The 23,298-nt window shown below is 52.4% G+C and carries 25 protein-coding genes; 18 read left to right on the top strand and 7 right to left on the bottom strand.

Going from position 1 to position 23,298, the window contains the following annotated elements:
* Positions 1–62 precede the first annotated feature (62 nt).
* From SYN7336_RS10300 to SYN7336_RS10285, 4 genes are all read left to right on the top strand, one after another.
* The gene (locus SYN7336_RS10300) at positions 63–806 is read left to right on the top strand and encodes a response regulator transcription factor (RefSeq protein WP_017325857.1); all 744 of its coding nucleotides are present in this window, start codon (positions 63–65) and stop codon (positions 804–806) included.
* 62 nt (positions 807–868) lie between these two features.
* Positions 869–1,072, top strand: coding sequence for a hypothetical protein (locus SYN7336_RS10295; protein ID WP_156820107.1), 204 nt, complete (start codon positions 869–871; stop codon positions 1,070–1,072).
* 115 nt (positions 1,073–1,187) lie between these two features.
* Entirely contained in the window at positions 1,188–1,556 is a 369-nt protein-coding gene (locus SYN7336_RS10290) for a CidA/LrgA family protein (RefSeq protein WP_017325855.1), read from the top strand.
* Between the two features lie 58 nt (positions 1,557–1,614).
* Entirely contained in the window at positions 1,615–2,280 is a 666-nt protein-coding gene (locus tag SYN7336_RS10285) for an LrgB family protein (RefSeq protein WP_017325854.1), read from the top strand.
* A 116-nt stretch (positions 2,281–2,396) separates the two neighbouring features.
* On the opposite strand, the gene SYN7336_RS25340 is transcribed toward SYN7336_RS10285, so the two are convergent.
* Together SYN7336_RS25340 and SYN7336_RS25335 are read right to left on the bottom strand one after the other, a co-directional pair.
* Positions 2,397–2,825: a hypothetical protein gene (locus tag SYN7336_RS25340; protein ID WP_017325853.1), complete on the bottom strand. Its 429-nt coding sequence runs from the start codon at positions 2,823–2,825 to the stop codon at positions 2,397–2,399.
* Positions 2,822–3,124 carry a hypothetical protein gene (locus SYN7336_RS25335; RefSeq protein WP_017325852.1) on the bottom strand — a complete coding sequence of 101 codons (303 nt, stop codon included), beginning with the start codon at positions 3,122–3,124 and terminating at the stop codon, positions 2,822–2,824. The genes SYN7336_RS25340 and SYN7336_RS25335 overlap by 4 nt, the downstream gene beginning before the upstream one ends.
* 116 nt (positions 3,125–3,240) lie before the next feature.
* Here SYN7336_RS25335 and SYN7336_RS10270 point away from each other — a divergent pair, with 116 nt between their 5' ends.
* Positions 3,241–3,816 carry a DUF924 family protein gene (locus SYN7336_RS10270; protein WP_017325851.1) on the top strand — a complete coding sequence of 192 codons (576 nt, stop codon included), beginning with the start codon at positions 3,241–3,243 and terminating at the stop codon, positions 3,814–3,816.
* Positions 3,817–3,908: 92 nt separating this feature from the next.
* On the opposite strand, the gene SYN7336_RS10265 is transcribed toward SYN7336_RS10270, so the two are convergent.
* The gene (locus tag SYN7336_RS10265; protein WP_017325850.1) at positions 3,909–4,397 is read right to left on the bottom strand and encodes a cupin domain-containing protein; all 489 of its coding nucleotides are present in this window, start codon (positions 4,395–4,397) and stop codon (positions 3,909–3,911) included.
* Positions 4,398–4,667: 270 nt separating this feature from the next.
* Between SYN7336_RS10265 and smc the strand changes: the two genes are divergently transcribed.
* The 10 genes from smc (at position 4,668) to SYN7336_RS25330 (ending at position 17,014) form a co-directional block, all read left to right on the top strand.
* Positions 4,668–8,219, top strand: a complete 3,552-nt coding sequence (gene smc, locus SYN7336_RS10260; protein WP_017325849.1) for a chromosome segregation protein SMC — start codon at positions 4,668–4,670, stop codon at positions 8,217–8,219.
* A 288-nt stretch (positions 8,220–8,507) separates the two neighbouring features.
* The gene (locus tag SYN7336_RS10255; RefSeq protein WP_017325848.1) at positions 8,508–10,421 is read left to right on the top strand and encodes a transketolase C-terminal domain-containing protein; all 1,914 of its coding nucleotides are present in this window, start codon (positions 8,508–8,510) and stop codon (positions 10,419–10,421) included.
* Between the two features lie 299 nt (positions 10,422–10,720).
* On the top strand, positions 10,721–12,262 hold the full coding sequence (locus tag SYN7336_RS10250) for an AAA family ATPase (RefSeq protein ID WP_017325847.1): 1,542 nt from the start codon (positions 10,721–10,723) through the stop codon (positions 12,260–12,262).
* Positions 12,259–12,912: a DUF4276 family protein gene (locus SYN7336_RS10245; RefSeq protein ID WP_017325846.1), complete on the top strand. Its 654-nt coding sequence runs from the start codon at positions 12,259–12,261 to the stop codon at positions 12,910–12,912. Before SYN7336_RS10250 ends, SYN7336_RS10245 begins: the two co-directional genes overlap by 4 nt.
* Positions 12,913–13,260, top strand: a complete 348-nt coding sequence (locus SYN7336_RS10240; RefSeq protein WP_017325845.1) for an ATP-binding cassette domain-containing protein — start codon at positions 12,913–12,915, stop codon at positions 13,258–13,260. It abuts the gene before it with no gap.
* Between the two features lie 82 nt (positions 13,261–13,342).
* Entirely contained in the window at positions 13,343–13,777 is a 435-nt protein-coding gene (locus tag SYN7336_RS10235; RefSeq protein WP_017325844.1) for an Hsp20/alpha crystallin family protein, read from the top strand.
* A gap of 286 nt (positions 13,778–14,063) precedes the next feature.
* Positions 14,064–15,149 (top strand): threonine synthase, encoded by a 1,086-nt coding sequence (gene thrC / locus SYN7336_RS10230; protein WP_017325843.1) that lies wholly within the window; start codon positions 14,064–14,066, stop codon positions 15,147–15,149.
* 28 nt (positions 15,150–15,177) lie between these two features.
* Complete coding sequence (locus tag SYN7336_RS10225; RefSeq protein ID WP_017325842.1) at positions 15,178–15,900, top strand: HEAT repeat domain-containing protein; 723 nt, start codon at positions 15,178–15,180, stop codon at positions 15,898–15,900.
* Between the two features lie 60 nt (positions 15,901–15,960).
* Positions 15,961–16,152, top strand: coding sequence for a hypothetical protein (locus SYN7336_RS10220; protein ID WP_017325841.1), 192 nt, complete (start codon positions 15,961–15,963; stop codon positions 16,150–16,152).
* A 118-nt stretch (positions 16,153–16,270) separates the two neighbouring features.
* Positions 16,271–17,014, top strand: coding sequence for a hypothetical protein (locus tag SYN7336_RS25330; RefSeq protein WP_017325840.1), 744 nt, complete (start codon positions 16,271–16,273; stop codon positions 17,012–17,014).
* A 70-nt stretch (positions 17,015–17,084) separates the two neighbouring features.
* Here SYN7336_RS25330 and SYN7336_RS10210 read toward each other — a convergent pair whose 3' ends face one another.
* From SYN7336_RS10210 to shc, 4 genes are all read right to left on the bottom strand, one after another.
* Positions 17,085–17,732 (bottom strand): Uma2 family endonuclease, encoded by a 648-nt coding sequence (locus SYN7336_RS10210; RefSeq protein WP_017325839.1) that lies wholly within the window; start codon positions 17,730–17,732, stop codon positions 17,085–17,087.
* A gap of 3 nt (positions 17,733–17,735) precedes the next feature.
* On the bottom strand, positions 17,736–18,242 hold the full coding sequence (locus SYN7336_RS27905) for a DUF2335 domain-containing protein (protein WP_051039796.1): 507 nt from the start codon (positions 18,240–18,242) through the stop codon (positions 17,736–17,738).
* 4 nt (positions 18,243–18,246) lie between these two features.
* On the bottom strand, positions 18,247–18,987 hold the full coding sequence (locus SYN7336_RS27900) for a Panacea domain-containing protein (RefSeq protein ID WP_017325837.1): 741 nt from the start codon (positions 18,985–18,987) through the stop codon (positions 18,247–18,249).
* Between the two features lie 322 nt (positions 18,988–19,309).
* Positions 19,310–21,259 carry a squalene--hopene cyclase gene (gene shc, locus SYN7336_RS10195; RefSeq protein ID WP_017325836.1) on the bottom strand — a complete coding sequence of 650 codons (1,950 nt, stop codon included), beginning with the start codon at positions 21,257–21,259 and terminating at the stop codon, positions 19,310–19,312.
* A 73-nt stretch (positions 21,260–21,332) separates the two neighbouring features.
* On the opposite strand from shc, the gene SYN7336_RS10190 reads away from it, so the two are divergent.
* From SYN7336_RS10190 to SYN7336_RS10180, 3 genes are read left to right on the top strand one after another with little or no spacing between them, the layout of a single operon-like run.
* Entirely contained in the window at positions 21,333–22,571 is a 1,239-nt protein-coding gene (locus SYN7336_RS10190; protein WP_227498637.1) for a glycosyltransferase, read from the top strand.
* 51 nt (positions 22,572–22,622) lie between these two features.
* Positions 22,623–22,919, top strand: a complete 297-nt coding sequence (locus SYN7336_RS10185) for a nucleotidyltransferase family protein (RefSeq protein WP_017325834.1) — start codon at positions 22,623–22,625, stop codon at positions 22,917–22,919.
* Entirely contained in the window at positions 22,919–23,287 is a 369-nt protein-coding gene (locus tag SYN7336_RS10180; RefSeq protein ID WP_017325833.1) for a DUF86 domain-containing protein, read from the top strand. The genes SYN7336_RS10185 and SYN7336_RS10180 overlap by 1 nt, the downstream gene beginning before the upstream one ends.
* Positions 23,288–23,298: the final 11 nt, after the last annotated feature.

Here is a 23,298-nt window from a genome sequence, read left to right as displayed (position 1 = left end):
CTTGCCTAGCGGCTACCACTTCGATAGATTTAGGAACAACCTGCTGCGGCGAAGGTGATTGCGTGAGTACTTTAATTGCCGAAGACGATGCCCTCTATCGCCAACACGTGCTCGAATTGCTGGAGCAGCATTTGTCTGACTGCGGTCCCTTTCACGTTGCGAGCAACGGCAGCGATGCCTTAGATTTAGCCAATCGCCACACCCCTTCGTTTTTGCTACTGGACATTCAAATGCCGGAGATGACGGGTATTGATGTGGCGCGGCAGGTGTGGAACGAACGCCCCGACACGCGGATTATCTTCTGGTCGAATTTTGCCGATGAGGTGTACGTGCGGGAATTGCACAAGATTGTGCCGCCTCAGACGGTGTATGGCTATTTGCTCAAAAACAGTACGGACGACAAGTTGCTCAGCGCGGTGATGGCGGTGGTGCAGGACGAGCAGTGCGTGATCGATCGCGAGGTGCGGGGTGTCGATTCTCGTTCGCAAAATAAGATTACGGGCTTGAGCGATGCGGAATACGAGGTGTTGATCGATATTGCGTTGGGGTTGACCGATCAGGCGATCGCCTCTCGCCGCTTTCTCTCCCGTCGCGGCGTGACAAATCGGTTGCGCAATCTCTACGACAAGTTAGAGGTGAATAACGATCAGATTGAGAGTGATGAATGGGGCACGACGTTTAGTTTGCGATCGCGGGCCATCCGCCTTGCTTTCCGTCGCGGCTTAATTAATCTCTCTCTACTGGATGAAGAAGAGAAGGAGCTAGATAATTGGTTGAGTCGCTATCGCCTCGAACCACTCGATTAGACCATCGCGGATTTAGGAAAACCCTCGATTTACGTCAATCTCCAATAACTTTGGAAGAGCTATTGCAGGTCGCAAGCAAGGAAACTGTAGTAATTTTCAGCCAGGATGGGGGAGAGTACATTTTAGAAGCAGCCGATGCGTTTGAGCGAGAAGTGGCTGAATTAGGGCAGAGCGAAAAGTTCATGGATTTCCTCGCCGAGCGATCGCAGGAAGCTGGCGCAACTTCTTGGGAGGAGATGAAACATCGCTTGGCACAGACCGATTGAGTCAGTAAGCTCGCAAGATGAGCTGGTTCCAGTGTGGCGCGAGGGTCGCCCCAATTCCCTCAAGGCAGAATTGGAGCCGTTGAATCACACCTGCTGGGTTGGGGCTCGATATTGAATGAGTTTTCTGAATGGTATAACGATACTTTTGATTTACGAGCTGGTCGGCGAAATCAGCTCACTTTTACTGCAGATCCCCGTGCCGGGTCCGGTGCTGGGCATGACCTTGCTATTCCTCACACTATTACTGCGGCGAAGCATAGATGAATCGCTAGATTCAGCTTCTACAGCACTCTTGAGCCACCTGCCGCTGCTCTTTGTACCGGCTGGCGTGGGTGTAATCATCCACTTCGATCGAATCGTTAACGAATGGATACCGATCGGCATCGCTTTAGTGCTGAGCACCGCGATAACGATGGCCTCTACAGCCGCGATTATGACAGGTACCAATTATCTACTCTCAAAGAGGTCGAACAAAGATGCCTGAGTCAGACTTGACAAGAATTTGGGTCTATCTTTCTGCCTCGCCTCTCTTGGGACTAACCATGACCTTGGCAGCCTACAACATTGCTTTCCGACTTTATTGTTATGCGAAGTGCAACCCTTTACTCAATCCCGTGGTGACAGCGATCGCCATCTCAATCACTTTTCTTTTATTAACCAATACATCCTATGAAGTATATTTTGAGGGAGGGCAGTACGTTCATTTTTTGCTGGGTCCGGCAACGGTTGCTTTAGCCATACCGCTGTATAAACAATTTTCTAAATTGAGACAGTTATGGCTGCCGGTATCGATCGCCATCATTTCGGGGGTCACCATTGGTGCTTTGAGTTCCGTCACGATTGCTTGGCTTTTGGGTGCCAGTCTACAAACGCAATTATCGATAGCCCCTAAATCTGTTACGGCACCTGTGGCAATGGGGATTTCGGAACAAATTGGCGGATTGCCATCACTCACAGCAGTTTTAGTGGTCATGACGGGTATTCTGGGAGCTGTCCTCGGTACGAAGCTTTTAAAGTTAATGCGCATTAAAGATGACAGCGTTAAAGGCATTGCTTTGGGGGTGACTGCACATGGGATGGGAACCGCCCGCGCCTTTCAAGTCAGCTCGGAAATGGGGGCTTTTTCAGGTTTGGCTATGGCATTGTCGGCATTTTCCACTGCCATTCTTCTGCCTTGGTTACTCAGCCTAGTCGGCATACTTCGATAAAGGCATCAACCGAGTCTAGTCTGAAACCCGTAGTTTTGATGAGACATCTATTAGTCCCTCTCACTAGCACTGTCGATCGCTGCATTCGCCCCCTAAATCTCCCACCAGTGGGAGATTTAGGGGGCTGAGTGCAACGCCTGAAAACTCCAGGTCTCAACATGGATGCGGGTTAAGGCTGCTGCCAGCTTCAATGTCCAGACAGGACAGCGATAATGCAGGGCCATCACGGCTACGGTTGCATCCTCAAGCGTACCGGCCCAGTCAATCAGACTTGTTTGTAAATGTGTTACCGATTGAAAAATCACATCATCAACGTACAAAAATCGCACACTCTGTTCCATGCCTGTCAGCGCTTTGCGGGCATCGCGCGGCGCAGCATTGTGCATGAACCATTTGTGAACTTCATACACAATGGGATGAGGCGCTAGCATTTCGGTTTTTTGCGCAATCAGTTGCTGAAATCCGGTTAGGCAAACCTGATGGTCCCGATCTTTGGCATGAAATAAGGCTATTAAAGGCCCTGCATCAAGGAGCAGTCGCTTCAAAGTTGCCTATCCTCGGCATGGTCCGCAGCATGGTACGGCGCTTGCGGGACGATACCGGCCAACTCCAACAAGGCTTCGGGGCGCTCTGGCAAGGGGCGCATCTCCAGGGCATCTTCAATGATGGCCGCAAGGCTGTCTTTTTTGAGTTGGCTAACCCAAGAGATTTTAGACCAGAAGCTTCCACCACGACAGGGCAGAAGTAATCTTAGAGTGGTCGAGAAGCCACGCTCGAAGTTTCCCTCCAGGAAGCCAAAGCACAGAGGGAGCAGCACCAAGTTGGAGAGATTGACTTTTTCCATCCCCAGCAGTGCTTAGAGCTTATCCGAACAGTATTGAGTGACGCAGGAGTTTGCGATCGCGCTACGGGGCCAACCGTCAGGGACGGGCAGTATTCAGCGCCTGAGGACCATACTCTATGGCATCGGTGGAAGAGATTTTGGCATTTTGGTTTGGCGAACCGGGCAGTGAAGGATTCGGTCGGCCCCGTCGAGTTTGGTTTCGCAAAGACGATCGCTTCGATGCCGCCATTCGCGATCGCTTTTTGCCCGACTACTTTCTTGCGGCTGCAGGTCAGCTCGATGCTTGGCAAGATGAGCCCCACAGTTGCCTAGCGCTGTTGTTATTGCTCGATCAATTCCCCCGCAATCTGTTTCGCGATCGCCCGCAAGCGTATGCCACCGATCCGAAAGCTCTCGCGATCGCCGAAGGGGCGATCGCTCTCCAATACGATCGTCAGCTCTTGCCGATCCAGCGCTGGTTTATGTATTTGCCCTTCGAACACAGCGAAAGTCTAGACCATCAAGATCGATGCGTTGCTCTGTTCCAAGCTTTAGGGGATGAAGTGGGAGATCCTCAAGCAGTCGCGTCTGCCCGCCGACATCGCGAGCTTATACGCCGTTTTGGCCGCTTTCCCCACCGCAATGCTGTTTTAGGTCGTCTCAGCACGCCTGCAGAATTGGAATTTTTGCAACAACCAAGATCTCGTTTTTAGTCTGTTGCGATCGATGAGTCTGTTGCGATCGATCTGCAATAATCTTCATGACAACACAGAATCTTCATGACAACACGATCGGAGCAGGCCCCTTATTTCCTGATAAACGGCGCTACCTCCCCCCAAAAGGTAGGAAACTCTAGCCGGATCGCCTCAGAGGTCGCAACCTCCATATCGCGATAGTCAAATCCCGGCGCAACTGCTTCCCCAATCAAGCCAAACTCTCCAGCCTCTAGTGTGGCTGCTTTCCAATACCCTCCGGGCACGAGTAACTGCGGTACTTCTCCGTTAGCGAGATCTAACCCGAGCTTCACTTTCTGAAACTGCCCATCTGGAGTTAGTAGGATATAGGTAATCGGGGAACCCGCGTGGAAATAATGCATAATATCTGATCGATTTTTGTGGAGGCAATCGATCGGACGATCGTCGGTTAGGAGGTAATAGATCGAAGTCATTACAGAGCGATTGGAGCCTGTTCGTTCGGTGGAGATGTCTTGCTGCGATCGATAGGTTTCGACAAAATATCCCCCCTCAATATGTTCTACTAACGACAGTCTTCCGATGAGTTCTTGTTTGTTCATCTTGTCTCTCTAATTCACAAATTCCAACAGTAGTTTCTCCCACAATTTTCCTCAAAACTCCTCAATCAAGTCTAGTCTGAAACCTATAGTTTTGATGAGGTACCGATTCGTACCTCTCACTAGCACAATGTCTGAAAACTCCAGTTTTCAACATGGATGAGGTTTGCTTTTTACAAAACGATGCAAGGGATTGTCCCAAAGATCGGCACCCGTTGCATTTCGCGCTACCTATGCTACTGTTATTCAAATACTGGGGGTGGTTCACACCAGATGTACGTCAAGCAGCTGGAGCTGACTCGGTTTAAGTCTTTTGGCGGCACAGTGACGATTCCGCTGTTGCCCGGTTTTACAGTGGTTTCCGGGCCAAATGGCTCGGGAAAATCCAACATTATTGACGGCCTGTTATTTTCCTTGGGGCTGGCAACTTCGCGGGGGATGCGGGCAGAACGACTGCCAGATTTGGTCCATTCTGCCAGTTTGGAAAAGTCCAAAGCAGGGCGACGCACCGAAACTTGGGTATCGGTCACCTTCGCCATTCCCAAACCTGATGGGGAGGCGATGGATTGGAAAGTGACGCGGCGGCTGCGGGTGAATGCGGCGGCGGATAGCTATACCAGTACCTATTACATTAACGACATTCCCTGTACCCTCACCGAACTGCACGAACAACTGTCGGAGATGCACATCTATCCCGATGGTTACAATGTCGTCTTGCAGGGGGATGTGACGGGCATTATCTCGATGAATGCCAAAGAGCGCCGTCAGATTATTGACGAGTTGGCTGGTGTAGCCAATTTCGATCGCAAAATTGACCAGGCCAAAACTAAGTTGGAGGCAGTGCGGGAACAGGAGGAGCGCTCGGGCCTGGTGATGCGGGAGCTAGAAGAACAAAGCGATCGCCTGATTAAAGAGTGTGAAAAGGCCGAGAAATATCAAAAGTTACGCCTTCAACTGGAAGAGTACGAGTTGTGGCGGGAGGAATTGACGCGGCGACACGTTCGCATCCAAATTCAGCAAGCCCAGCAGGAGATTGAAGCGGCTCGCAAAGCTGAGGCCGAGGCGAATCAAAAACTAGAGGACTTGCAAAAGGCGATCGCCGCTGACGAAGCCACCCTGAATCAGTTAAATCAAGCGGTGCGCCAACTGGGGGAGGCGGAATATCTGGACTTGCAAAGTGAGTTGGCTCGGGCGCAGGCCAAGCACCAGCAACAACAGGGGCAAATTGAAACTTGGACAAAAGAGCGATCGGCAGCCCAAACCGCCATTCAGCAAGCGGAAGAGCGCATTCGCCAACTGCAGTCAGAATCGCAGCAACGGGAGGAACAGCTAGGCCAACTCGATCGCCAATCCGCCGACCTTCAAACCCAACAACAGCAGCGCCAGCAAGCCCTAGAGAATGCCCGGGCGCAAATGCAGGCGATCGCCCAATCGTCAGACGCTTGGGCCAAACAACACCGCTATCTTTCCGACCAACTCAAACAGAATCGCCAACTGGCCCAACCCTACGAGCAAAGCCGTATCCGCCTGAGCGAGCGATTGCAGCAACTGGAGCGCCAGCAGCAGGAGGGGCAAACCGAAATGCAGCAGCTAGAAACTTGGCTGCAGGCACAGGCAGAACGCACCCGACAGTTGGAGGCGATGAGCGCGCGGGCAGAAACCGAAGCTCAGACATTGGGCCAGCAATTGGCGGATCTCCAATCCGAGTTAGAACTCAATCGAGCGACCGCCGAGCGATTGCGCAATGAGTGGCAGGCCCAACAGCGCCAGTTAGATAAGTTAGAAACTCGCCAGCAAGTACTGCAGGAAACCCGAGGCTCTCGTGCCGTCAAAGTGGTCATGGATGCTGGTTTGGCAGGGGTGTGCGGCTTGGTGGCCCAACTGGGTCAGGTGGACCCCAAGTACCAGTTGGCAGTGGAGATCGCTGCCGGAGGGCGGCTCAATCATTTAGTGGTGGAAACAGATGAGGTGGCTTCGCGGGCGATCGCAATTTTGAAGCAAAAGCAAGCGGGGCGAGCCACGTTTCTCCCCCTCAATAAGCTGAAGGAAGCCCGTCCCCTGCCAATGCGACGGCTGCCGGGGGCGATCGATTATGCGTTTAATTTGATGGAATTTGACTCCCGCTATCGGGATGTCTTTGCGTTTGTTTTCGGTCAAACCCTGATTTTTGAATCCCTCGATCGCGCCCGCAGTTTTATCGGCCAGCATCGTATAGTCACCCTCGACGGCGAATTGTTGGAGACTTCCGGTGCGATGACCGGCGGTGCCAACAAGCAGCGCCACAGCGTTCACTTTGGTGCAGCAGAATCTCGGGAAATGGTGGAGGTGCGCCGCCGCTACGAAGAGTTGTCAGAGTTGTTGGAGGCGATCGCCCCTCGGGTCAAAGCTCAGCAGGAACAATTCAAGCAGTTGTCCAAAAGCTTTAACGACGCCCGCGATCGCGCCCGCGCCGCCAGCACGGACTATCAAAAACACTTAGCGACCACCCAATCCCGCCAGGAGCGTTTCGAACTGCTGCAAACCACCCTCGCCGCCCAGCAGCAGGAGCGAGAACAAAGCCAGATCGAACTGGAACGGTGCGAGCTGGAGTTGGCACCGCTGAGCGATCGCATTCGCGATCTGAGCGAGAAATTACAGCAATTGGAAGAGTCTTCCCTCAATCAACGCTGGCAGGAAATGCAATCGCTGGTGCAACAGGCGGAGCAGGTGTTGCAGGAGAGCGAGGCAGCAATCCGGCAACTGGAGCAACAGCAGCAGCAGCTTAAATCCGAGCAGCAGCTCAATGTCGAAAAGGTGCAGCAGCAAAGCGATCGCATTGGGGAGATGGACGAGAAAGCCGCGCAGTTGTTGCAACAGTGCGATCGAATGCAGGGGGAGGTGCAGCAGTCTCAAACGGGGATCGAACAGTTAGAGGCGCGAATTGAAGTGTTGTCGCAGCGGCTGGCAGAGACGCGATCGCGGCGGGACGAGCAGGAGCTGCAGCTGCGATCGCGCCAGCAGCAAGCCCAGCGGTTGGAATGGGACAAGCATGCGGCGGCCACCAAGCAGCAGGAGAAAACGGAGTTGCTGCAGCACTTGCAACAGCAGTTGCGGGAAATGCTGGGGGACGCCGCCGAGACGCCGCCCCCCGAGATCCCCGACGATTTGACGCTGGAGGACTTGCAGGCCCAGATTAAGCGCACCGAAGCAAAATTGCGGGCCTTGGAGCCGGTGAATATGTTGGCGATCGAGGAGCATAAGACCACCCAAGCTCGGGTTGAAGACTTGCGGCAAAAGTTAGAGACATTGCAAGAGGAGCGCACCGAACTCTTGCTGCGCATCGAAAATTTCACCACCTTGCGCACGCAGGCGTTTATGGACTCATTTACTGCCGTCAACGAACATTTCCGGCAGATTTTTGCCCAGTTGTCAGATGGGGACGGGCAGTTACAGCTAGAAAATCCCGCAGACCCGCTTGCCGGCGGCTTGACGCTGATCGCCCACCCGAAGGGCAAGCCCGTGCGCCGTCTCAATTCCATGTCGGGGGGCGAGAAGTCGCTAACGGCTCTGAGCTTCATTTTTGCCCTGCAGCGGTTTAGGCCGTCTTCCTTCTACGCGCTGGATGAGGTGGATGCATTTTTGGATGGGGGGAATGTGGAGAAATTGGCGGCGATGGTGCTGAGTAATTCGCAGCAGGCTCAGTTTGTGGTGGTGAGTCATCGCCGGCCGATGATCGAGCGATCGGAGCGGATTATTGGGGTGACCCAAGCGCGGGGAGCTTACACGCAGGTGGTTGGAGTCAAGAATCCAGCCGATCGAGGCGGGCAACTTTCCCCTACCGCCTGAGTAGAAGGCTAAAGCGATCCCGCGCAGCTTAGGTGTCGATATGAGAAAGCTGACCCCGTGGCGATCGCCCCTCAGACATCCCAGCCTTTTTCCCCATTCATTTAGCTCGCCCTAACTCCAAGCGGACAGCTTTCGCCTAAAGTCTTAATGGATAGCTGAAGCCATCCATCGCAATTTGGGCTCCGAGGTGAGAAGTTTGGGTCCGTGGCGATCGCTCCACTTCGGCACCCCAACCTATAGCCTGATTCATTCAACTCACCCTAATTTCGCGCGAGAGGACCAAGTCGCATGACTGCCACCACAGCCACCTTCCCGATTGACCTCGGTACCTACAAGCCCCTGAGGTTAGACGCCGCTACCCCGACCCTGAGCGATGGGCAAAAAGCGGACTTGCAATTTAATATCCAACTGTGTCGCGACGCGATCGTTTTCTTCACTGCGACTGGAGCTGCTCGGGGAGTTGGCGGCCATACGGGCGGACCATTCGATACTGTGCCCGAAGTGATGATTTTGGATGCCTTATTCCGGGGCAGTGCGGACCAATACGTCCCCATCTTTTTCGATGAAGCCGGTCACCGGGTGGGAACTCAGTATTTGATGGCTGCGCTAGAGGGTTCCCTGCCGGTCGAACAATTGCTGAAATATCGAGCAGCCCACTCCACCCTGCCCGGTCACCCCGAATTGGGCCTAACCCCTGGCGTCAAATTTAGTTCGGGCCGCCTCGGCCACATGTGGCCCTATGTGAATGGCGTTGCCTTCGCCAATCCCGGCAAAACGGTGTTCTGTCTGGGTTCCGATGGCTCGCAGCAGGAGGGCAACGATGCCGAAGCCGCCCGTTTGGCGGTGGCGCAACACCTCAATGTCAAGCTCCTAATCGACGATAACGATGTCACCATTGCAGGCAATCCGTCGAAGTACATGCCCGGTTTCAGCGTGACGCGCACGCTGGAAGGCCACGGGTTGAAAGTTTTGGAAGGCAATGGCGAAGACATCGACGGCCTCTACGCTCGCATTTGCGAAGCCGTCAATACCCCCGGCCCGATCGCCGTTGTCAACAAGCGCCCGATGTGCCCGGGCATTGAAGGACTGGAGGGTTCCAACCACGGCCACGATGTCATCTCAGTCGATCTCGCTCTGCAGTACTTGTCCGCTCGCGGCCACGATGCTGCTGTCGAATACCTCAAGGGCATCGAAAAACCCAAAAACACTTATACCTTCTTGGGTTCTTCCGACACGGTGGGTTCTAACCGCAATGTTTTTGGCCAAGCGGTGGTGGAAATTTTGGGGGGCATGAGCGAGGGCGATCGCAAGAATAATGTATTAGTTATCGATAGCGATTTGGAGGGCTCCTGCGGTCTGCAGCACATTCGCAAAGCCCACCCGGAAGTGTTTGTGAGCGGCGGCATCCAAGAGCGGAGCAATCTGTCTGCGGCAGCAGGCTTCGGGATGGAAAAAGGCAAGCAGGGGATCTTTGCCACTTTCAGTGCCTTTTTAGAGATGTGCGTCTCCGAAATTACGATGGCACGGCTGAACTATTCCAACCTGCTCTGCCATTTCTCCCATGCTGGGATTGACGATATGGCCGACAACACCTGTCATTTCGGCATTAATAATATGTTTGCCGATAATGGCTTGGATGATGGTTATGAAACTCGGCTGTATTTCCCGGCAGATGCCAACCAAATGAAGGCTTGCGTCACATCGGTGTTTGGCGATCCGGGGTTGCGTTTTATCTTCTCCACCCGCTCCAAGGTGCCGATGATTCTGGATGGCGATGGTGGCGAGCTGTTTGGCGGCAACTATACTTTTACTCCTGGCAAAGATGAGGTGGTTCGCGAGGGGACGGCGGGGTATATCGTCAGTTTTGGCGATGCCTTGTACCGATCGCTGGATGCTGTGGAGCGCCTCAAGCAAGAGGGTATCGATGTGGGCTTGATTAACAAGGCGACGTTGAATGTGGTAGATGAAGAGACTCTGGCTAAAATTGGTGCTTCTCCTTTCGTTATTGTTGTGGAGGCTTTCAACCGCCGCACGGGGTTGGGCAGCCGGTTTGGGTCTTGGTTGCTGGAGCGGGGCTACGCACCTAAGTATGCCTATCTCGGTACTCACGAGGAAGGCTGCGGTGGTTTGTGGGAGCAATTCCCACACCAAGGCATCGATCCGGTGGGGATTATGGCCAAGGTGAAGGAACTGGTGGGTTAGAGGTTTCACCTGCCAATTTTTGCTAGACGGCCGAGGGGAGCTGCTGTGGGTAGCTTCCCTAAGCTTCTGACGAATGACACAACAGAGGACATCTGTGTCACAGGGCTTAACCTGACAAATCATCAATCCACCAGTTCTTGATGAATTGGCATATTCACGAAAGATTATTACCCAAAATTGTACCAAATATTGAACAATCTATTCGGCCATCGGCTATGATGTGAGCAATCAACCTCTAGATAGAATCGTTATATCTATTAGAGGTGTTTGCTTGAGATAGACTCTACTAAGGACTAGTAATGCTGACTCGACTGAAGATTTCTGGATTCAAGAATCTCGTCGATGTAGATGTCCGCTTTGGGACATTTACTTGCATTGCTGGGGCAAATGGTGTCGGAAAATCTAATCTTTTCGATTCAATTAGATTCCTAAGTGCGTTGGCAGATCTACCTCTAATTGAAGCTGCTTTGTCTATTCGAGATGAAGCAGGAAAAACAGGTGATGTACGAAGCCTATTTCATCGTGTAGGCGATGCTTATGCAGATAAGATGTCCTTTGAAGCTGAGATGATCGTCTCAGAAGAAGGAGAAGATGATTTAGGACAGAAGGCAAAAGCAAGCATTACTTTTTTGCGTTATTCCTTAATACTTGCTTATAAGTCTGACAACAATTTTCGTTCCTTTGGATTTTTAGAAATTCTCAAGGAAGAATTGGTACATATCAATATTGGAGATGCAACCAAAAATCTATTATTCCCTAATCGCCCTACTTGGAGAAAGTCAGCGGTAAAGGGGCGCAGGACTTCGCCGTTCATCTCTACTGAAGATGATGGTATAAACCGAGTCATAAAACTACACCAAGATGGAGGAAGCAGAGGTCAGCCTCTATCTCGATCGGCAGTTAATCTTCCTCGCACTGTTTTGTCTGTCACAAATGCTGCTGAAGGCCCTACCGCGCTGTTAGCGAGGCGAGAGATGCAATCCTGGCGGCTGCTCCAACTAGAACCCTCCTCATTAAGACAACCTGACGAATTTACTGCGCCTACAAAATTAGAGATAGATGGCTCCCATTTGGCTGCAACTCTCTATCATCTTGCCAGACTCAAAAGATATGGAGAGGAACAGTCTACGAATGAAGTCGATAGCTCAGTGTATTACGAGATTGCAAATCGTTTGGCAAGTCTAATTGACGATGTTGATAAGGTGTGGATTGACCGGGACGATCGGCGTGAGCTGCTTACTTTAATGGTTAAAAGCCGCGATGGCACTTCTCATCCAGCCAAAGCACTTTCAGACGGTACTATGCGATTTTTGGCATTGGCAGTTCTGGAGCAGGATCCAGAAGCAAAAGGTCTTCTGTGCCTTGAAGAACCAGAAAACGGAATTCATCCAGAGCGAATTCCAAAAATTCTTCACCTGCTCCAAGATATTGCTACCGATACAGATGAAGCTATTGGACCAGACAATCCTTTACGGCAAGTGATTGTTAATACTCACTCACCAGCCGTTGTCATGCAAGTACCTGAAGATAGCCTTCTAGTAGCTGAATTAAGAGAAGCAATACAGTTAGATCGGAGGTTTAAGCGGGTTTGCTTTGGATACTTGCCTAACACTTGGCGACACCGAAAAGACTCAGAGCCTGACAGCGATCGCGTTGTTTCAAAAGGTAGACTTCTTGCGTACCTCAATCCAGTTCCCAGTCAAGATCTAGAGTTAGATCGCAATGGGTATAATACAAAATATAAAAAATCAAGGACTGAAAAATCTAAGACGCGTAGAGTTGTCGATAGAGAAGACCTTCAACTATTACTTCCAGGGTTTTCTAGCAAGCAACAGCTATGATGGAATTGAGCTATACTTTGCTATCCGATGGCAGTTCAGACAAAGCACTAATTCCAATCCTAAACTGGTTGTTACGAAATAATCTTAATAATTGTGCCGTCCAAGCTCAATGGGCAGATCTTCGCAGCTTGGAGAAATCACTAAGAGATACATTTAAAAAGAGGATCGAATTGAGTTTAGAACTATATCCATGTGAGCTTTTGTTTATCCATCGCGACGCAGAACGAGACTCTCATCAGGATCGAGTAAATGAAATTTATGAAGCTGTTAATCAAGTTGAATCTTCTTTCAAAATTCCAGCAGTTTGTGTTGTACCAGTTCGTATGACAGAAGCATGGCTGCTATTTGATATTGCCGCTTTGCGTACAGCAGTATCCAATCCAAATGGGAAGATCGCATTGCAGCTTCCAAACACTAGCAAACTTGAGCAGGAGCCCGACCCGAAAAAGACCCTCCATGAACTTCTTCGCCAAGCCAGTGGGCTTTCGTCAAGACGACTTAAAAGATTTTCTGTGAACGCTCGTACTCATCGTGTCGCAGAACTCATTGATGACTTTGGTCCGTTACGAAGTTTGCCTGCTTTTAAATCTTTGGAATCCGAGCTAGGAGCTGTTATTCAGGCGCAAGGGTGGGATCTTCTCCAGAGCTAGATGGTAGAGCAACAAAGCTGGATGATTCGCCAGCTCTCGGCAGGACAAAAACAGCGCCTGCTCCTGGCCTGTCTTCTCACCCGAAATCCAGACATGCTGCTGTTGGATGACCCCTTTGCATTTCTAGATGCCGCTGGCGTTCATCTCTTGCTAGCACTCTTGCAGAAGCGGGTACGGCAAGGGCAGGCAGTATTGTCGATCGAGCATCGTCTGGAACTACTACGGGGATTGTGCAATCGCGCTTATCGCATTGACGTTGGATGCGTTAGCCCTATGGATTTATCGGAACTGCAAGCCCCTTTCTTCTCTGAAAATAATTTGCGAACAACTTCGGGAAACCGACCCTAGAAGTCGATAAATTCCCCCTTCCGAAGTGATGGCAAATTCCTATCATATGAATGTAGAGATAACTCATGCGGAGGAAATCACAATGTCACTCGTTCGTTGGGAACCCTTTCGCGATATTTACAGCCTACAAGAGGAAATGAATCGTCTCTTTAACGAGACATTCGCACCCACCTCTCGGCGCGGTATCGACTTTGCTCCATCTGCAGAGCTGGAAGAAACCGACGAAGCCTACACCCTCAAGCTTGAAGTCCCGGGTCTAGAAGCCAAAGACATCAATATTGAGGTCACAGAAGACTCCGTCTCCGTGAGTGGCGAACGCAAGTCCGAAACCAAATCCGAACAAGGCGGCATCACCCGCACCGAATTCCAATACGGTAGTTTTAGGCGAGTCGTTCCGTTACCCGGTCGCATCGACAACAACACTGTCAAGGCCGATTACAAGGATGGCATTCTCAGCCTGAATCTTCCCAAATTAGGAGGCAATGGGAATGGAGCAGTTAAAGTAAGCCTCCACTAGTTCGCTCAAAATTCAGTGCTTAATTTAAAAGGCTCGGAGGTTCTGGCAAAAATACCCGATTCTCCGGGCCTTTTTTTCTAGCGATCGCTCTCCATTGCGACGCTGCTTACATAAACTCGTGCCTTTTTATAGTTCTTGCACTAGCAATAGAAATTCTCGCTGATATTGAAGGACAAGCCATTTGGGTTGCCCTCTATTGCTAAGGATCGCTAAGAGACGCTCTAGACGGCAGGGAAACTTTCTCCGATAATCAAAAAGCTAACCCCGCCTCCGATTGAGCTCCATTGTGACTCTCAGCCTACCTCGCCTCCAATCTCAAGCATGGCCCGGTCTGATTCGCCACTACTGGGATTATTTACCCGTGTCGGACTCCACGCCGACGATTACTCTGAATGAGGGCAATACCCCGTTGGTGTCCGCTCCGGCGATCGCCGAGGCGATTGGCAAATCCTGTCAAGTGTTCGTGAAATTGGACGGCCTCAACCCTACTGGCAGCTTCAAAGACCGGGGTATGACGGTGGCGGTTTCGAAGGCGAAGGAGAAGGGAGCTGAAGCCCTGATTTGTGCCAGCACGGGCAATACCTCGGCTTCGGCCGCTGCCTATGCTGCCAAAGGCAAGATGCGGGCTTACGTTCTCCTGCCGGATGGCTATGTGGCGAAAGGGAAAATGGCCCAAGCCCTAATGCATGGAGCCGAAGCGATCGCCATTCGGGGAAATTTTGACGAGGCACTGGCGATCGTGTGCGAGATTGCTGCCAAGTATCCCGTGGCCCTGGTCAACTCTGTCAATCCCTACCGGCTGTGCGGGCAAAAAACGGCTGCCTTCGAAATTGTCGATGCTTTGGGAGACGCGCCTGACTGGCTCTGCATTCCCGTCGGGAATGCGGGCAACATCTCCGCCTATTGGATGGGATTTTCCCACTACCGCAACACCGGCAAATCCAGTCGCAGTCCCCAGATGTTTGGCTTCGAGGCGGAAGGATCGGCGGCGATCGCCCTCAACCGCGCGATCGCCAACCCCTCGACTGTTGCCACCGCCATCCGCATCGGCAATCCAGCGAGCTGGCACAAAGCCACTGCTGCGAGAGATTTGAGTGGCGGCGATATTGGCAGCGTGACGGATGCCGAGATTTTAGCGGCCTATCGCCTCTTGGCTCGCGAAGAAGGGATCTTTTGCGAACCCGCTAGTGCTGCCTCCGTCGCCGGTTTGTTGAAATACCGCGATCGCGTTCCGACTGGAGCCACCATTGTCTGCGTATTGACCGGCAACGGTCTCAAAGATCCCGATACGGCTGTCAAGCATTGCGAGACTGACATACACTCGGGGATACCCGCTAATCTATCCGCCGTGGCCAAAGTGATGGGTTTTTAGAGGTCTGGCCCCTGTCTAGAATTGAGGTATGTACGAAAACGCTTTTACTCCCTTAGAACCCCTAGACAATATCGGCGAGGCTCCCCCCCTCCCCGATGCAGCTGCAATGTTGGAACATTTGTATGCGGATGACACCCAACTGCGGATGCGGGCGGCTAGGGCGTTTTGCGATTTGGAAGAACCCAAGGCGATCGATCGGTTGATCGAGCTATTGGGGGACGAATGCGTTTTGGTGCGGGTGAGTGCTGCCTATGCGTTAGGCCGCAATAGCGCCCCTCGGGCGGTCGAGCCCTTGATGCGAGCATTGCAATTCGATTGGAACGGCTACGTGCGCAAGGGGGCGGTGTGGGCCTTGGGCAATGCTGGCGATACTAGAGCGCTGCCAGTCCTCGTTGATGGATTGCGCAACGATATTACGGCGGTGCGGCTGTGGTCCGCCAGTGCTTTGGGTCAGGTCATCGACGAAATCGCGGTGGAACCGCTGGTGGCAGGGCTGCAATCCGATCCAATTGCGGCGGTGCGCAGTAATTGTGCTTGGTCGCTAGGTCGTGCCCTAGATTGTCTGAATTTAGAGGCAGGCACTCCAGCGCAACAGGCCCTCTATCGTCGGGCGATCGCCGTCCTAATCGCCGCACTCCAGCAGGACGATGAAGGCTTGCGAGAGGATGCCCGCGATGCCCTGCAAAAGTTAGCCGACGCGGAAGGGCTGGCGGCGATCGCCGAATTGGATGACGATTTATTGATGGGCTGAGACAGCCGTCTGCCCGCTCGGTCCATTAGCCCAGTTATCAATTGCGAGGTGCGCGATCGAATGCGTTCTTCTTGTTCTCTACTCCAGTTGACGCTCAGTGTCTGTGCCCTGCCCGCGATGGGGGCACTCTTGGCCTTCGAGCAGTTTCAGGGCGTGTTGAGCGCGGTTGAAGGGGCTGGCGACTTGTTGTGGCAGGAGCAGCGACTGCCCGTACTGAACGGCGATCGGGCGATCGATCTAGATACCCCTTAAGACCACCTGCTTTCGGGGAACAATAGGAATTGCCACTTTGCTCAGCCCAACCGAGCGTGCCATAGGATATTGTGGGCAGGGGCTGTGAGGATTGTCTTGCAAAGGCAGGAGAGAGATTGTGCCCAACCGCCGGAAAACCATATTGTTGGCTGTAACGGGCGCGGGCTCGCTGGTGGCAATCGCGATCGTTGGGGGGGTCAGTTATTTTCTCGGGTTGGGATTTGGAGAGACTGCTTTGCAGGGGGTAACGCCACTGCAAGATACTGGCAACCCCGAGACCGCCACTCGCCGCATTGGCATTCGCCGTACGGTTCCCCTGGCGGATGAAAGTCAACTGATTGCAGCCAATGCAGACATTCTCAAACCGCCAGCCAATCGCCTATTAGCCGAAGGTGCTCCAATCCCCACCCCCGAACCGACCGTCACCCCCCGACCCACTCCTCCCCCTCAAGCAGGTGCGACGCCGACCTCCACCCCCACCCCCAGAGCTACTCTGGTTCCTGCGCCCACGCTTGCACCAGTCGCAACGCCAGTCCCGACTGGAGGCGTCGTGATGCGGGTGCTTTCAGCCCAGAAGCAAGGGGGCTCAGTGGTCTTGAATGTAACCCTGCAGAACAACAGCGGTCGTATCGTGCGCTTTCTCTACAGCTTTATGGATGTGACGGACGATCGCGGTCGCCCCATCAGTGCCAGTACCCAGGGCTTGCCGGGGGAAGTGCCCCCCAACGGCCAGTCTTATAGCGGTACGGTGCGCATTCCCGCTATCTTTTTGAACGGCTCTCGTACGGTGTCGTTGAGCCTGCCAGACTATCCCAGTCAAGCCATGCGATTGCGCGTATCGAATGTGCCGCTGCCGCAATAGCGCGAACCATCGCTTAGCGGTTTGAGAACAGCTAGAACTTAGCTGGATATCGGCGATCGCTCGGATACATTCAACCCTCAGTTGCTTGAAACTTCGATAATAGCCAAGCGCTCACTTTGCCATGACTCATCTTGCGAGCGAGCTGCAGGGCTTCCACTAATACTGCGAGTTGCAAACCAGGTAAAACGCCAGACTCAGCAATCCTGCGGCTGCCCCCATCCTCAATTGCGAAGGCTAGAATTCGCACCGTATTGACATCGACAATCCAATACTCAGGAACTCCCATGTCTTCGTAGAGCAGGCGTTTTGCTCCCTGGTCATCGGCTAGCGAGGACTTAGCAACTTCAATGACTAGATCGGGCGGAGGGTAAATATTGAGATCGACAATGCCTGTGCCGTAGGGAATTGCTGCCGCATTCTTGCCGACATGAAAGGCAATATCCGGTTGGCATTCCCTCAAACCCGGTTTCCGAAAAGTGCAATTATCGCGCCCCTGCAGATCGAGGCTTCGAAGACCGGCATACAGTGTGACAGCGTAGCTAACAATCGTATGGTCGCAGGAATGGTCGCTGCCAACAGGTGCCATTTCCAGTCTCATTCTGCCGTCATCGTAATAACTTTTGCCTTTGTCACTCTCGGGTGCGCCAATCGCCTGCAGATACTCCTCCCAGGTCGCCGTCACCCAAGTATCTGTCAGTAGCGGAGTTTGTAAAGCCATAACTTATTCTTCAATCTCTGGATAATCTGGACCGTCCAATCGACGACGCCCCGAAACAAACACAGAGGCAAGTGTAGCAACACCGCCAAACCCAATAACTCCTCCCGGCCATTCTGCGCCGAATGAAGCGATGAGCGAGCCAGAAATAATAGCTACTACACCAATTCCTAAACCATATCTCTGCCCCCGCGCGCGCTCCAAGCGCATTTTCTTCATATCCTCGATTTGAGCCTCAGCCAATTTTTCATCCATCTTATGGCGATGCGATTGTTCCCGTTCTACCATCGCAAACAATCTATTGGCAGCATCGGGCAACACTTTCTCGTATCTCGCGATTTCTTCTGCTGGTGGAAGCGGACCGCCGTACATAGAGGCATATCCTACTAACGATCGCTGGGGCGGATTGGCGCTGGTGTTAACTTGAATGTTAATGGGCTTTTCATCCATTAACTCATCAGCTACATCGGTTTTAGGATCTTCAGGGGAAGAATCAGATATCTGGCCAGGCATCTTCCTACAAATCCTCCCGACAATCTGATTCGAGCGCGTTACTGAGATAAAGGCCAATGCGATCCCAATCGGAGCTTATCGCAATGGAATCTGCCATTGGATCTCTAAAAACAGCTCGCAAAGAATTTAAACGATTTTCTTCTTCCACAGGCAGTATATCTAAGACGGATCCCATGCCATAGAAGAAGTTACGCATGTGCTCAGCTTTAAAAAAGTCTCCTTTTGTTGTCTTTTTCATATCTTTATCTTTTTTCAAGACAACAGGGTTAATCCTATTTGGAATGCTGTCATGAGCGTAATGAGAGTAATACCGTCTCATATCTTCAAGGAATATGGGTCGATGCGAAGGTTGATGTGGATAGAGGCCACGGCGTGCGTGTCTCCAGGGAAATTCAGCGTGAGTTAACTCCACAAGAAACTGTCCACTCTGATGTCCGTATGTATTCCATACTTCATCCAAAATCTCAAGTTCATCTGACAGCCAAGTTGATTCGCTAGGGAATGAGTCAATCGGAATAGCTTGGTCGTAAAACGGCTTGCATTTGTGGTATACAGTTGGTATAACTGGACCGTGAACCCAAGCTTCAATCCGATCCAGAAATAGGATGTTATTTCTAAAGACTAAACTCCATGCCTGTGCATAGTAGAGGAGCTTTTGAAGCTTCAAAGGACTGATTCCGAACTGGGAATCTGCATGAGCTCGGAGAATGAAGTAGGGAGCAAACTTACTTGCACTAATATCCATATAGTTAATCGCTCAAAAGTGAAAGCAGGCAAAATTCACAGAATTCAGTCAGGCTAGAGCAATTTTCAGGTGGGTGGTGTAAGCCCTAATTTTCAAACCCAGAGCTTCCAAGCTCCTGCGGTGCAGAATGTATATCACTAACCTAGAAAATGTTCTATGCCTCTAGTCTACTACTCTAGCAATTCTTCAGTTGAGCTTACAAGGCAACTGAATAGATAGTCGCCGATACGACCCTTGCTTCGAGGGATACTTGACTGAGTCGCGAGTCGCTCAACTGTCATAACGACTTGAGAGGCAGGGACTTCGGCTGCAGTATTGCCTCTCAATGGCCGTCCGATCGCCCCACTAATTCGGGATTGCCCTCGCAAGCGGCTTGATAGCGACCCAAAGCCAGCAGGGGAAAATATTGCTGGTAGTAGTGGTATTTCAAATAGAACTGGTTGGGGAAACCCGTACCGGTGAACCCATCCTCATCCCAAGTACCGTCTGCTCGTTGAGTGGCCATCAGGTAATCAACCCCGCGACCCATCGCCTCGGGATACCACTGGCCGATCGCATTGCCCACCGCGATTAATCCAATCAGCGACCAAGCCGTCTGAGACGCCGTACTGTCCCCTCGACCGCGCTGAGACGGATCGCGATAGCTCTCGCAAGTCTCCCCCCAGCCACCATCCTGATTCTGATAGCTCGCCAGCCATTCAGCCCCGCGCAGCAGCTCCGAGCGATGAGATTCGGGATTTAGCAGCGCCAAAGCTGACAACGCACCGCTGGTACCGTAGATATAGTTCACCCCCCAGCGACCGAACCAACAGCCGTCAGGTTCCTGCTCCTGTTTGAGATAGGCGATCGCCCGCTCCACTCTGCCAGACTCCATCTCCAGCCCACATTCCCCCAGCATTTCCAGTACGCGAGCAGTCACATCAGCGGTATTGGGATCGATCATGGCCTTGAGATCCCCATAAGGCAGGCTATTCAGCCAATCGGCATCGTTGTCGATATCGAAAGCCCCCCAGCCTCCAGGCTTGCACTGCATGGTTTGCATCCAACCCACTGCACGCTCCATACAGCCCCGTTTCAGGGCCTCGTTTGGCATCTGGATTTGATTGATGGCCATCACCACCACAGCAGAATCATCTAAGTCGGGATAGAACCGGTTTTCGAACTCAAACGCCCAGCCCCCCGGCATGGCCTTGGGATTTTTCACCCTCCAGTCGCCATACCCCAAAATTTGCTTATCCATCAGCCACTGAGTTGCCCGCACTAACTCGGGCCGATCGCGATCGCAGCCCGACTCTGCCATCGCCCGCACCACCCAAGCCGTATCCCAGATCGGCGAGATGCAGGGCTGAATGTGATAGTCGTTCTCGTGCTCGATCGCAAAGTTGTCCAGTCCTCTAAACCCCCGTTCCACAATCGGATCGGAGATGCCGTAATCGAGACTTTTGAGCGCCAGCATGGAATTGAGCATCGCCGGGATAATATCCCCCCAATCCCCTGCCGCATCCATCCGCTCCAGCACCCATTGTTCCGCCGCCCGCAAGCCCTCTGCTCTACAGGGCACGAACCCGAGGTTTTCTCCCCATTTGAAAGCGGTGTCGAGGTGAACGAACGCATCCGACCAGTCATTATTTTTGGGCAACTCGTACCGAACGTTGTCGATACCCTCGGCATACAATTCGTCCAGGCGGAACTTGGGTTCCACAGTGTAGACGGGCTTTCGATCGAACACGATCGCCAGCGGCACCGTACTTTCTCGCGCCCAACTGGACATGTCGTAAATGGTGAACGGTCCCCAGTTGGGCAACAACATAATCCACGGCGGAATCGAGGGCAGACCGCGCCAGTCGTAGCAGCCAATCAGGGCAAGGTGGAATTTAGTGAAAATGCGAGTTTTGCTAATGCCGCCGCGAGCCACGATAAAGTCTTTGGCCTTCAACAGGGCGGGGTCTTCAGCAGGCACGCCGCACAAGCGCAGGGCCATATATCCTTCTACGGAAACACTTAATTCGCCGCCATCGCCGCAATACAGCTCCCAACCGCCGTGCCCTCGCTGTTGCTGGCGCAGGTAAGACTCAATTTTCTCGACGGGGCGATCGCCATCGGTGCCCCAAATTTTATGCAACAGTAGCACTTCCGCCGTAATCGTCACATTCGACTGCAGCTCCGCCCACCAATATCCTTCGGAGTACTGCTGGGAAAGTAAGTAATTTTGGCTGGCGGCAATTGTTTCGGCTAGGCTTTTGGCTGCGATTGGCCTGTCCTGAGTCTGCATGAAGGATTGTTCCTCGACACCTTAAGGGTTGCTAGGGATAAAGTTTACAGTTTCTCGAGTGGGTTGACATTGTATGGTTCTGACTGAACCGATACCGAATTTTGACAGTATGAGTGCGATCGCATTGGGTTCGATCTTCCTGTCTTTGGCAATCTGGCTGGGGCTTTTAACTCTGCGGGGCCGCTTTTGGACCGCCGACCAAATCTTGAACGACGACCTGCCTGCTCCCGAGCGCTGGCCCTCCGTCTGTGCTGTGATTCCCGCTCGCAACGAGGCAGAGGCGATCGCCACCACCGTGCGTGCCTTGCTCGCCCAAGAATATGCGGGCGAACTGAAAATTGTCTTGGTTGACGACCAAAGTACCGATGGCACTGCGGATGTGGCTCGTCAAGCCGCCGAGGAATTTCGGCAGGAGTCGGGCGATCGCCAACTGGAAGTGCTCTCGGGCAAGGAGCTACCCGCTGGGTGGACTGGCAAATTGTGGGCGCTGGAGCAGGGCACTCAATACGCTCTGAAGACGCTGCCGGATTATATTTTGCTGACGGACGCCGATATTCAACACAATCGCTCGAACTTGCGCAGAGTCGCGTCGCTGGCAGAGCGCGATCGCCTCGATATGGCCTCGGTGATGGTGCGTCTGCGCTGCAAGACAGCCTGGGAACGGTTTCTGATTCCAGCCTTTATCTTCTTTTTTATGAAGCTCTATCCCTTCCGCTGGGTGAACGACCCAGATAATCCGACAGCAGGGGCGGCAGGGGGCTGCATTTTAATTCGCAGTGACGCTTTGCAGCGCATTGGCGGCATGGCCTGTCTGAAGGAGGCGTTGATTGACGATTGCACCTTGGCGGCCAAAGTCAAAGCCAATCCTTCCCCCGAGGCCCCCGACGGCAAGAGTCGTATTTGGTTGGGACTGGGGTCCGACATTATCAGCCTGCGTCCCTATCCCGATCTCGATACGGTGTGGAAGATGGTCTCGCGCACAGCCTTTACGCAACTGAACTATTCCACACTCCTGCTGATCGGCACGCTGTTTGCCATGGCCCTGATTTATTTAGTTGCGCCGCTGGGGTTGGTGTGGAGTTTGGCTACTTCTCATTGGATTGGGGCGATCGCCGCCGCCTTTACCTGGTGTCTCATGGCGCTATCCTATTGGCCCACGTTGAAGTTCTACCGACAGTCGCCGCTGTTGGCCTTTGCACTTCCGGCGATCGCCTTTCTCTACACCCTCATGACCCTCGATTCCGCCATTCAGCACTGGCAGGGCAAAGGCGGGGCTTGGAAAGGGCGCGTTTACCCCAGTCCCAATTCCTAAACTACATGCATATAAGTGGAATGCGCTTGAGGAAATGTTTATAGTCGGAATATGGACAAACATCGCGCGATCGATATTTTGCGAGCTAATGAAGCTAACATTCGCAAGCTTGGAGTCACCTCGCTCTACTTATTTGGCTCGACTGTGCGAGGAGAGGCGCGCTCGGATAGCGATGTAGATTTGTTTTTCGACTACAATCCTGCCATGCCATTTACTTTATTCGATCTGTTCGATATTCAAGAATTTTTCACTAGTTTATTAGCAGGTCATGTCGATATCATGACTCGCGATAGTATTCACCCTCTCATTCGCGATCGAGTGATTGACTCGGCGGAGCGTATCTTCTGATGGAGAGAGAGTCCAAGCGAGGTCGTTCTGCCTACCTCCACTTGCAGACTATTCAGGAGAATATCGATCGAATCGAACAAGCCCTCACCAATATCAACTTCGAGGAATTTTCTGAGGATTGGACACTCTACAGTGCTGTCGAGCGAGGCATTGAGCGAATTTCTGAAGCTAGCCGACGTATTCCAGAGCAACTGAAACAGAATTATCCAGAAATTCCGTGGAAGCAGGTTGCGGGAATCGGCAATATTCTACGCCACGATTACGAACAAGTTTCACTCAAGCTCATTTGGAATACGGCACGGGAGAGTTTGCCCGATCTCGAGAAGGCTATTGCTGCCATGCTGAGTGAGCTAGAGAAATTTCAATGAGAATTAGTTAC

The sequence above is a fragment of the Synechococcus sp. PCC 7336 genome (assembly GCF_000332275.1).
Taxonomy (GTDB): Bacteria; Cyanobacteriota; Cyanobacteriia; order Thermostichales; family PCC-7336; genus PCC-7336.
The sequence above is the reverse complement of the archived record's forward strand: the minus strand, read 5'-3'. Positions and strand labels throughout refer to the sequence as shown.

Coding starts and splice junctions, on each gene's coding strand:
- SYN7336_RS10185 (WP_017325834.1), top strand. CDS start 22,623: ATGGACAAACATCGCGCGATCGATATTTTGCGAGCTAATGAAGCTAAC.
- SYN7336_RS27905 (WP_051039796.1), bottom strand. CDS start 18,242: ATGCCTGGCCAGATATCTGATTCTTCCCCTGAAGATCCTAAAACCGAT.
- SYN7336_RS10250 (WP_017325847.1), top strand. CDS start 10,721: ATGCTGACTCGACTGAAGATTTCTGGATTCAAGAATCTCGTCGATGTA.
- SYN7336_RS10190 (WP_227498637.1), top strand. CDS start 21,333: ATGGTTCTGACTGAACCGATACCGAATTTTGACAGTATGAGTGCGATC.
- SYN7336_RS10255 (WP_017325848.1), top strand. CDS start 8,508: ATGACTGCCACCACAGCCACCTTCCCGATTGACCTCGGTACCTACAAG.
- SYN7336_RS10210 (WP_017325839.1), bottom strand. CDS start 17,732: ATGGCTTTACAAACTCCGCTACTGACAGATACTTGGGTGACGGCGACC.
- SYN7336_RS10270 (WP_017325851.1), top strand. CDS start 3,241: ATGGCATCGGTGGAAGAGATTTTGGCATTTTGGTTTGGCGAACCGGGC.
- SYN7336_RS10265 (WP_017325850.1), bottom strand. CDS start 4,397: ATGAACAAACAAGAACTCATCGGAAGACTGTCGTTAGTAGAACATATT.
- SYN7336_RS10285 (WP_017325854.1), top strand. CDS start 1,615: ATGACCTTGGCAGCCTACAACATTGCTTTCCGACTTTATTGTTATGCG.
- SYN7336_RS10235 (WP_017325844.1), top strand. CDS start 13,343: ATGTCACTCGTTCGTTGGGAACCCTTTCGCGATATTTACAGCCTACAA.
- smc (WP_017325849.1), top strand. CDS start 4,668: ATGTACGTCAAGCAGCTGGAGCTGACTCGGTTTAAGTCTTTTGGCGGC.
- SYN7336_RS10220 (WP_017325841.1), top strand. CDS start 15,961: ATGCGTTCTTCTTGTTCTCTACTCCAGTTGACGCTCAGTGTCTGTGCC.
- SYN7336_RS10225 (WP_017325842.1), top strand. CDS start 15,178: ATGTACGAAAACGCTTTTACTCCCTTAGAACCCCTAGACAATATCGGC.
- SYN7336_RS10245 (WP_017325846.1), top strand. CDS start 12,259: ATGATGGAATTGAGCTATACTTTGCTATCCGATGGCAGTTCAGACAAA.
- SYN7336_RS10240 (WP_017325845.1), top strand. CDS start 12,913: ATGGTAGAGCAACAAAGCTGGATGATTCGCCAGCTCTCGGCAGGACAA.
- SYN7336_RS10180 (WP_017325833.1), top strand. CDS start 22,919: ATGGAGAGAGAGTCCAAGCGAGGTCGTTCTGCCTACCTCCACTTGCAG.
- SYN7336_RS10290 (WP_017325855.1), top strand. CDS start 1,188: ATGAGTTTTCTGAATGGTATAACGATACTTTTGATTTACGAGCTGGTC.
- SYN7336_RS27900 (WP_017325837.1), bottom strand. CDS start 18,987: ATGGATATTAGTGCAAGTAAGTTTGCTCCCTACTTCATTCTCCGAGCT.
- SYN7336_RS25335 (WP_017325852.1), bottom strand. CDS start 3,124: ATGGAAAAAGTCAATCTCTCCAACTTGGTGCTGCTCCCTCTGTGCTTT.
- shc (WP_017325836.1), bottom strand. CDS start 21,259: ATGCAGACTCAGGACAGGCCAATCGCAGCCAAAAGCCTAGCCGAAACA.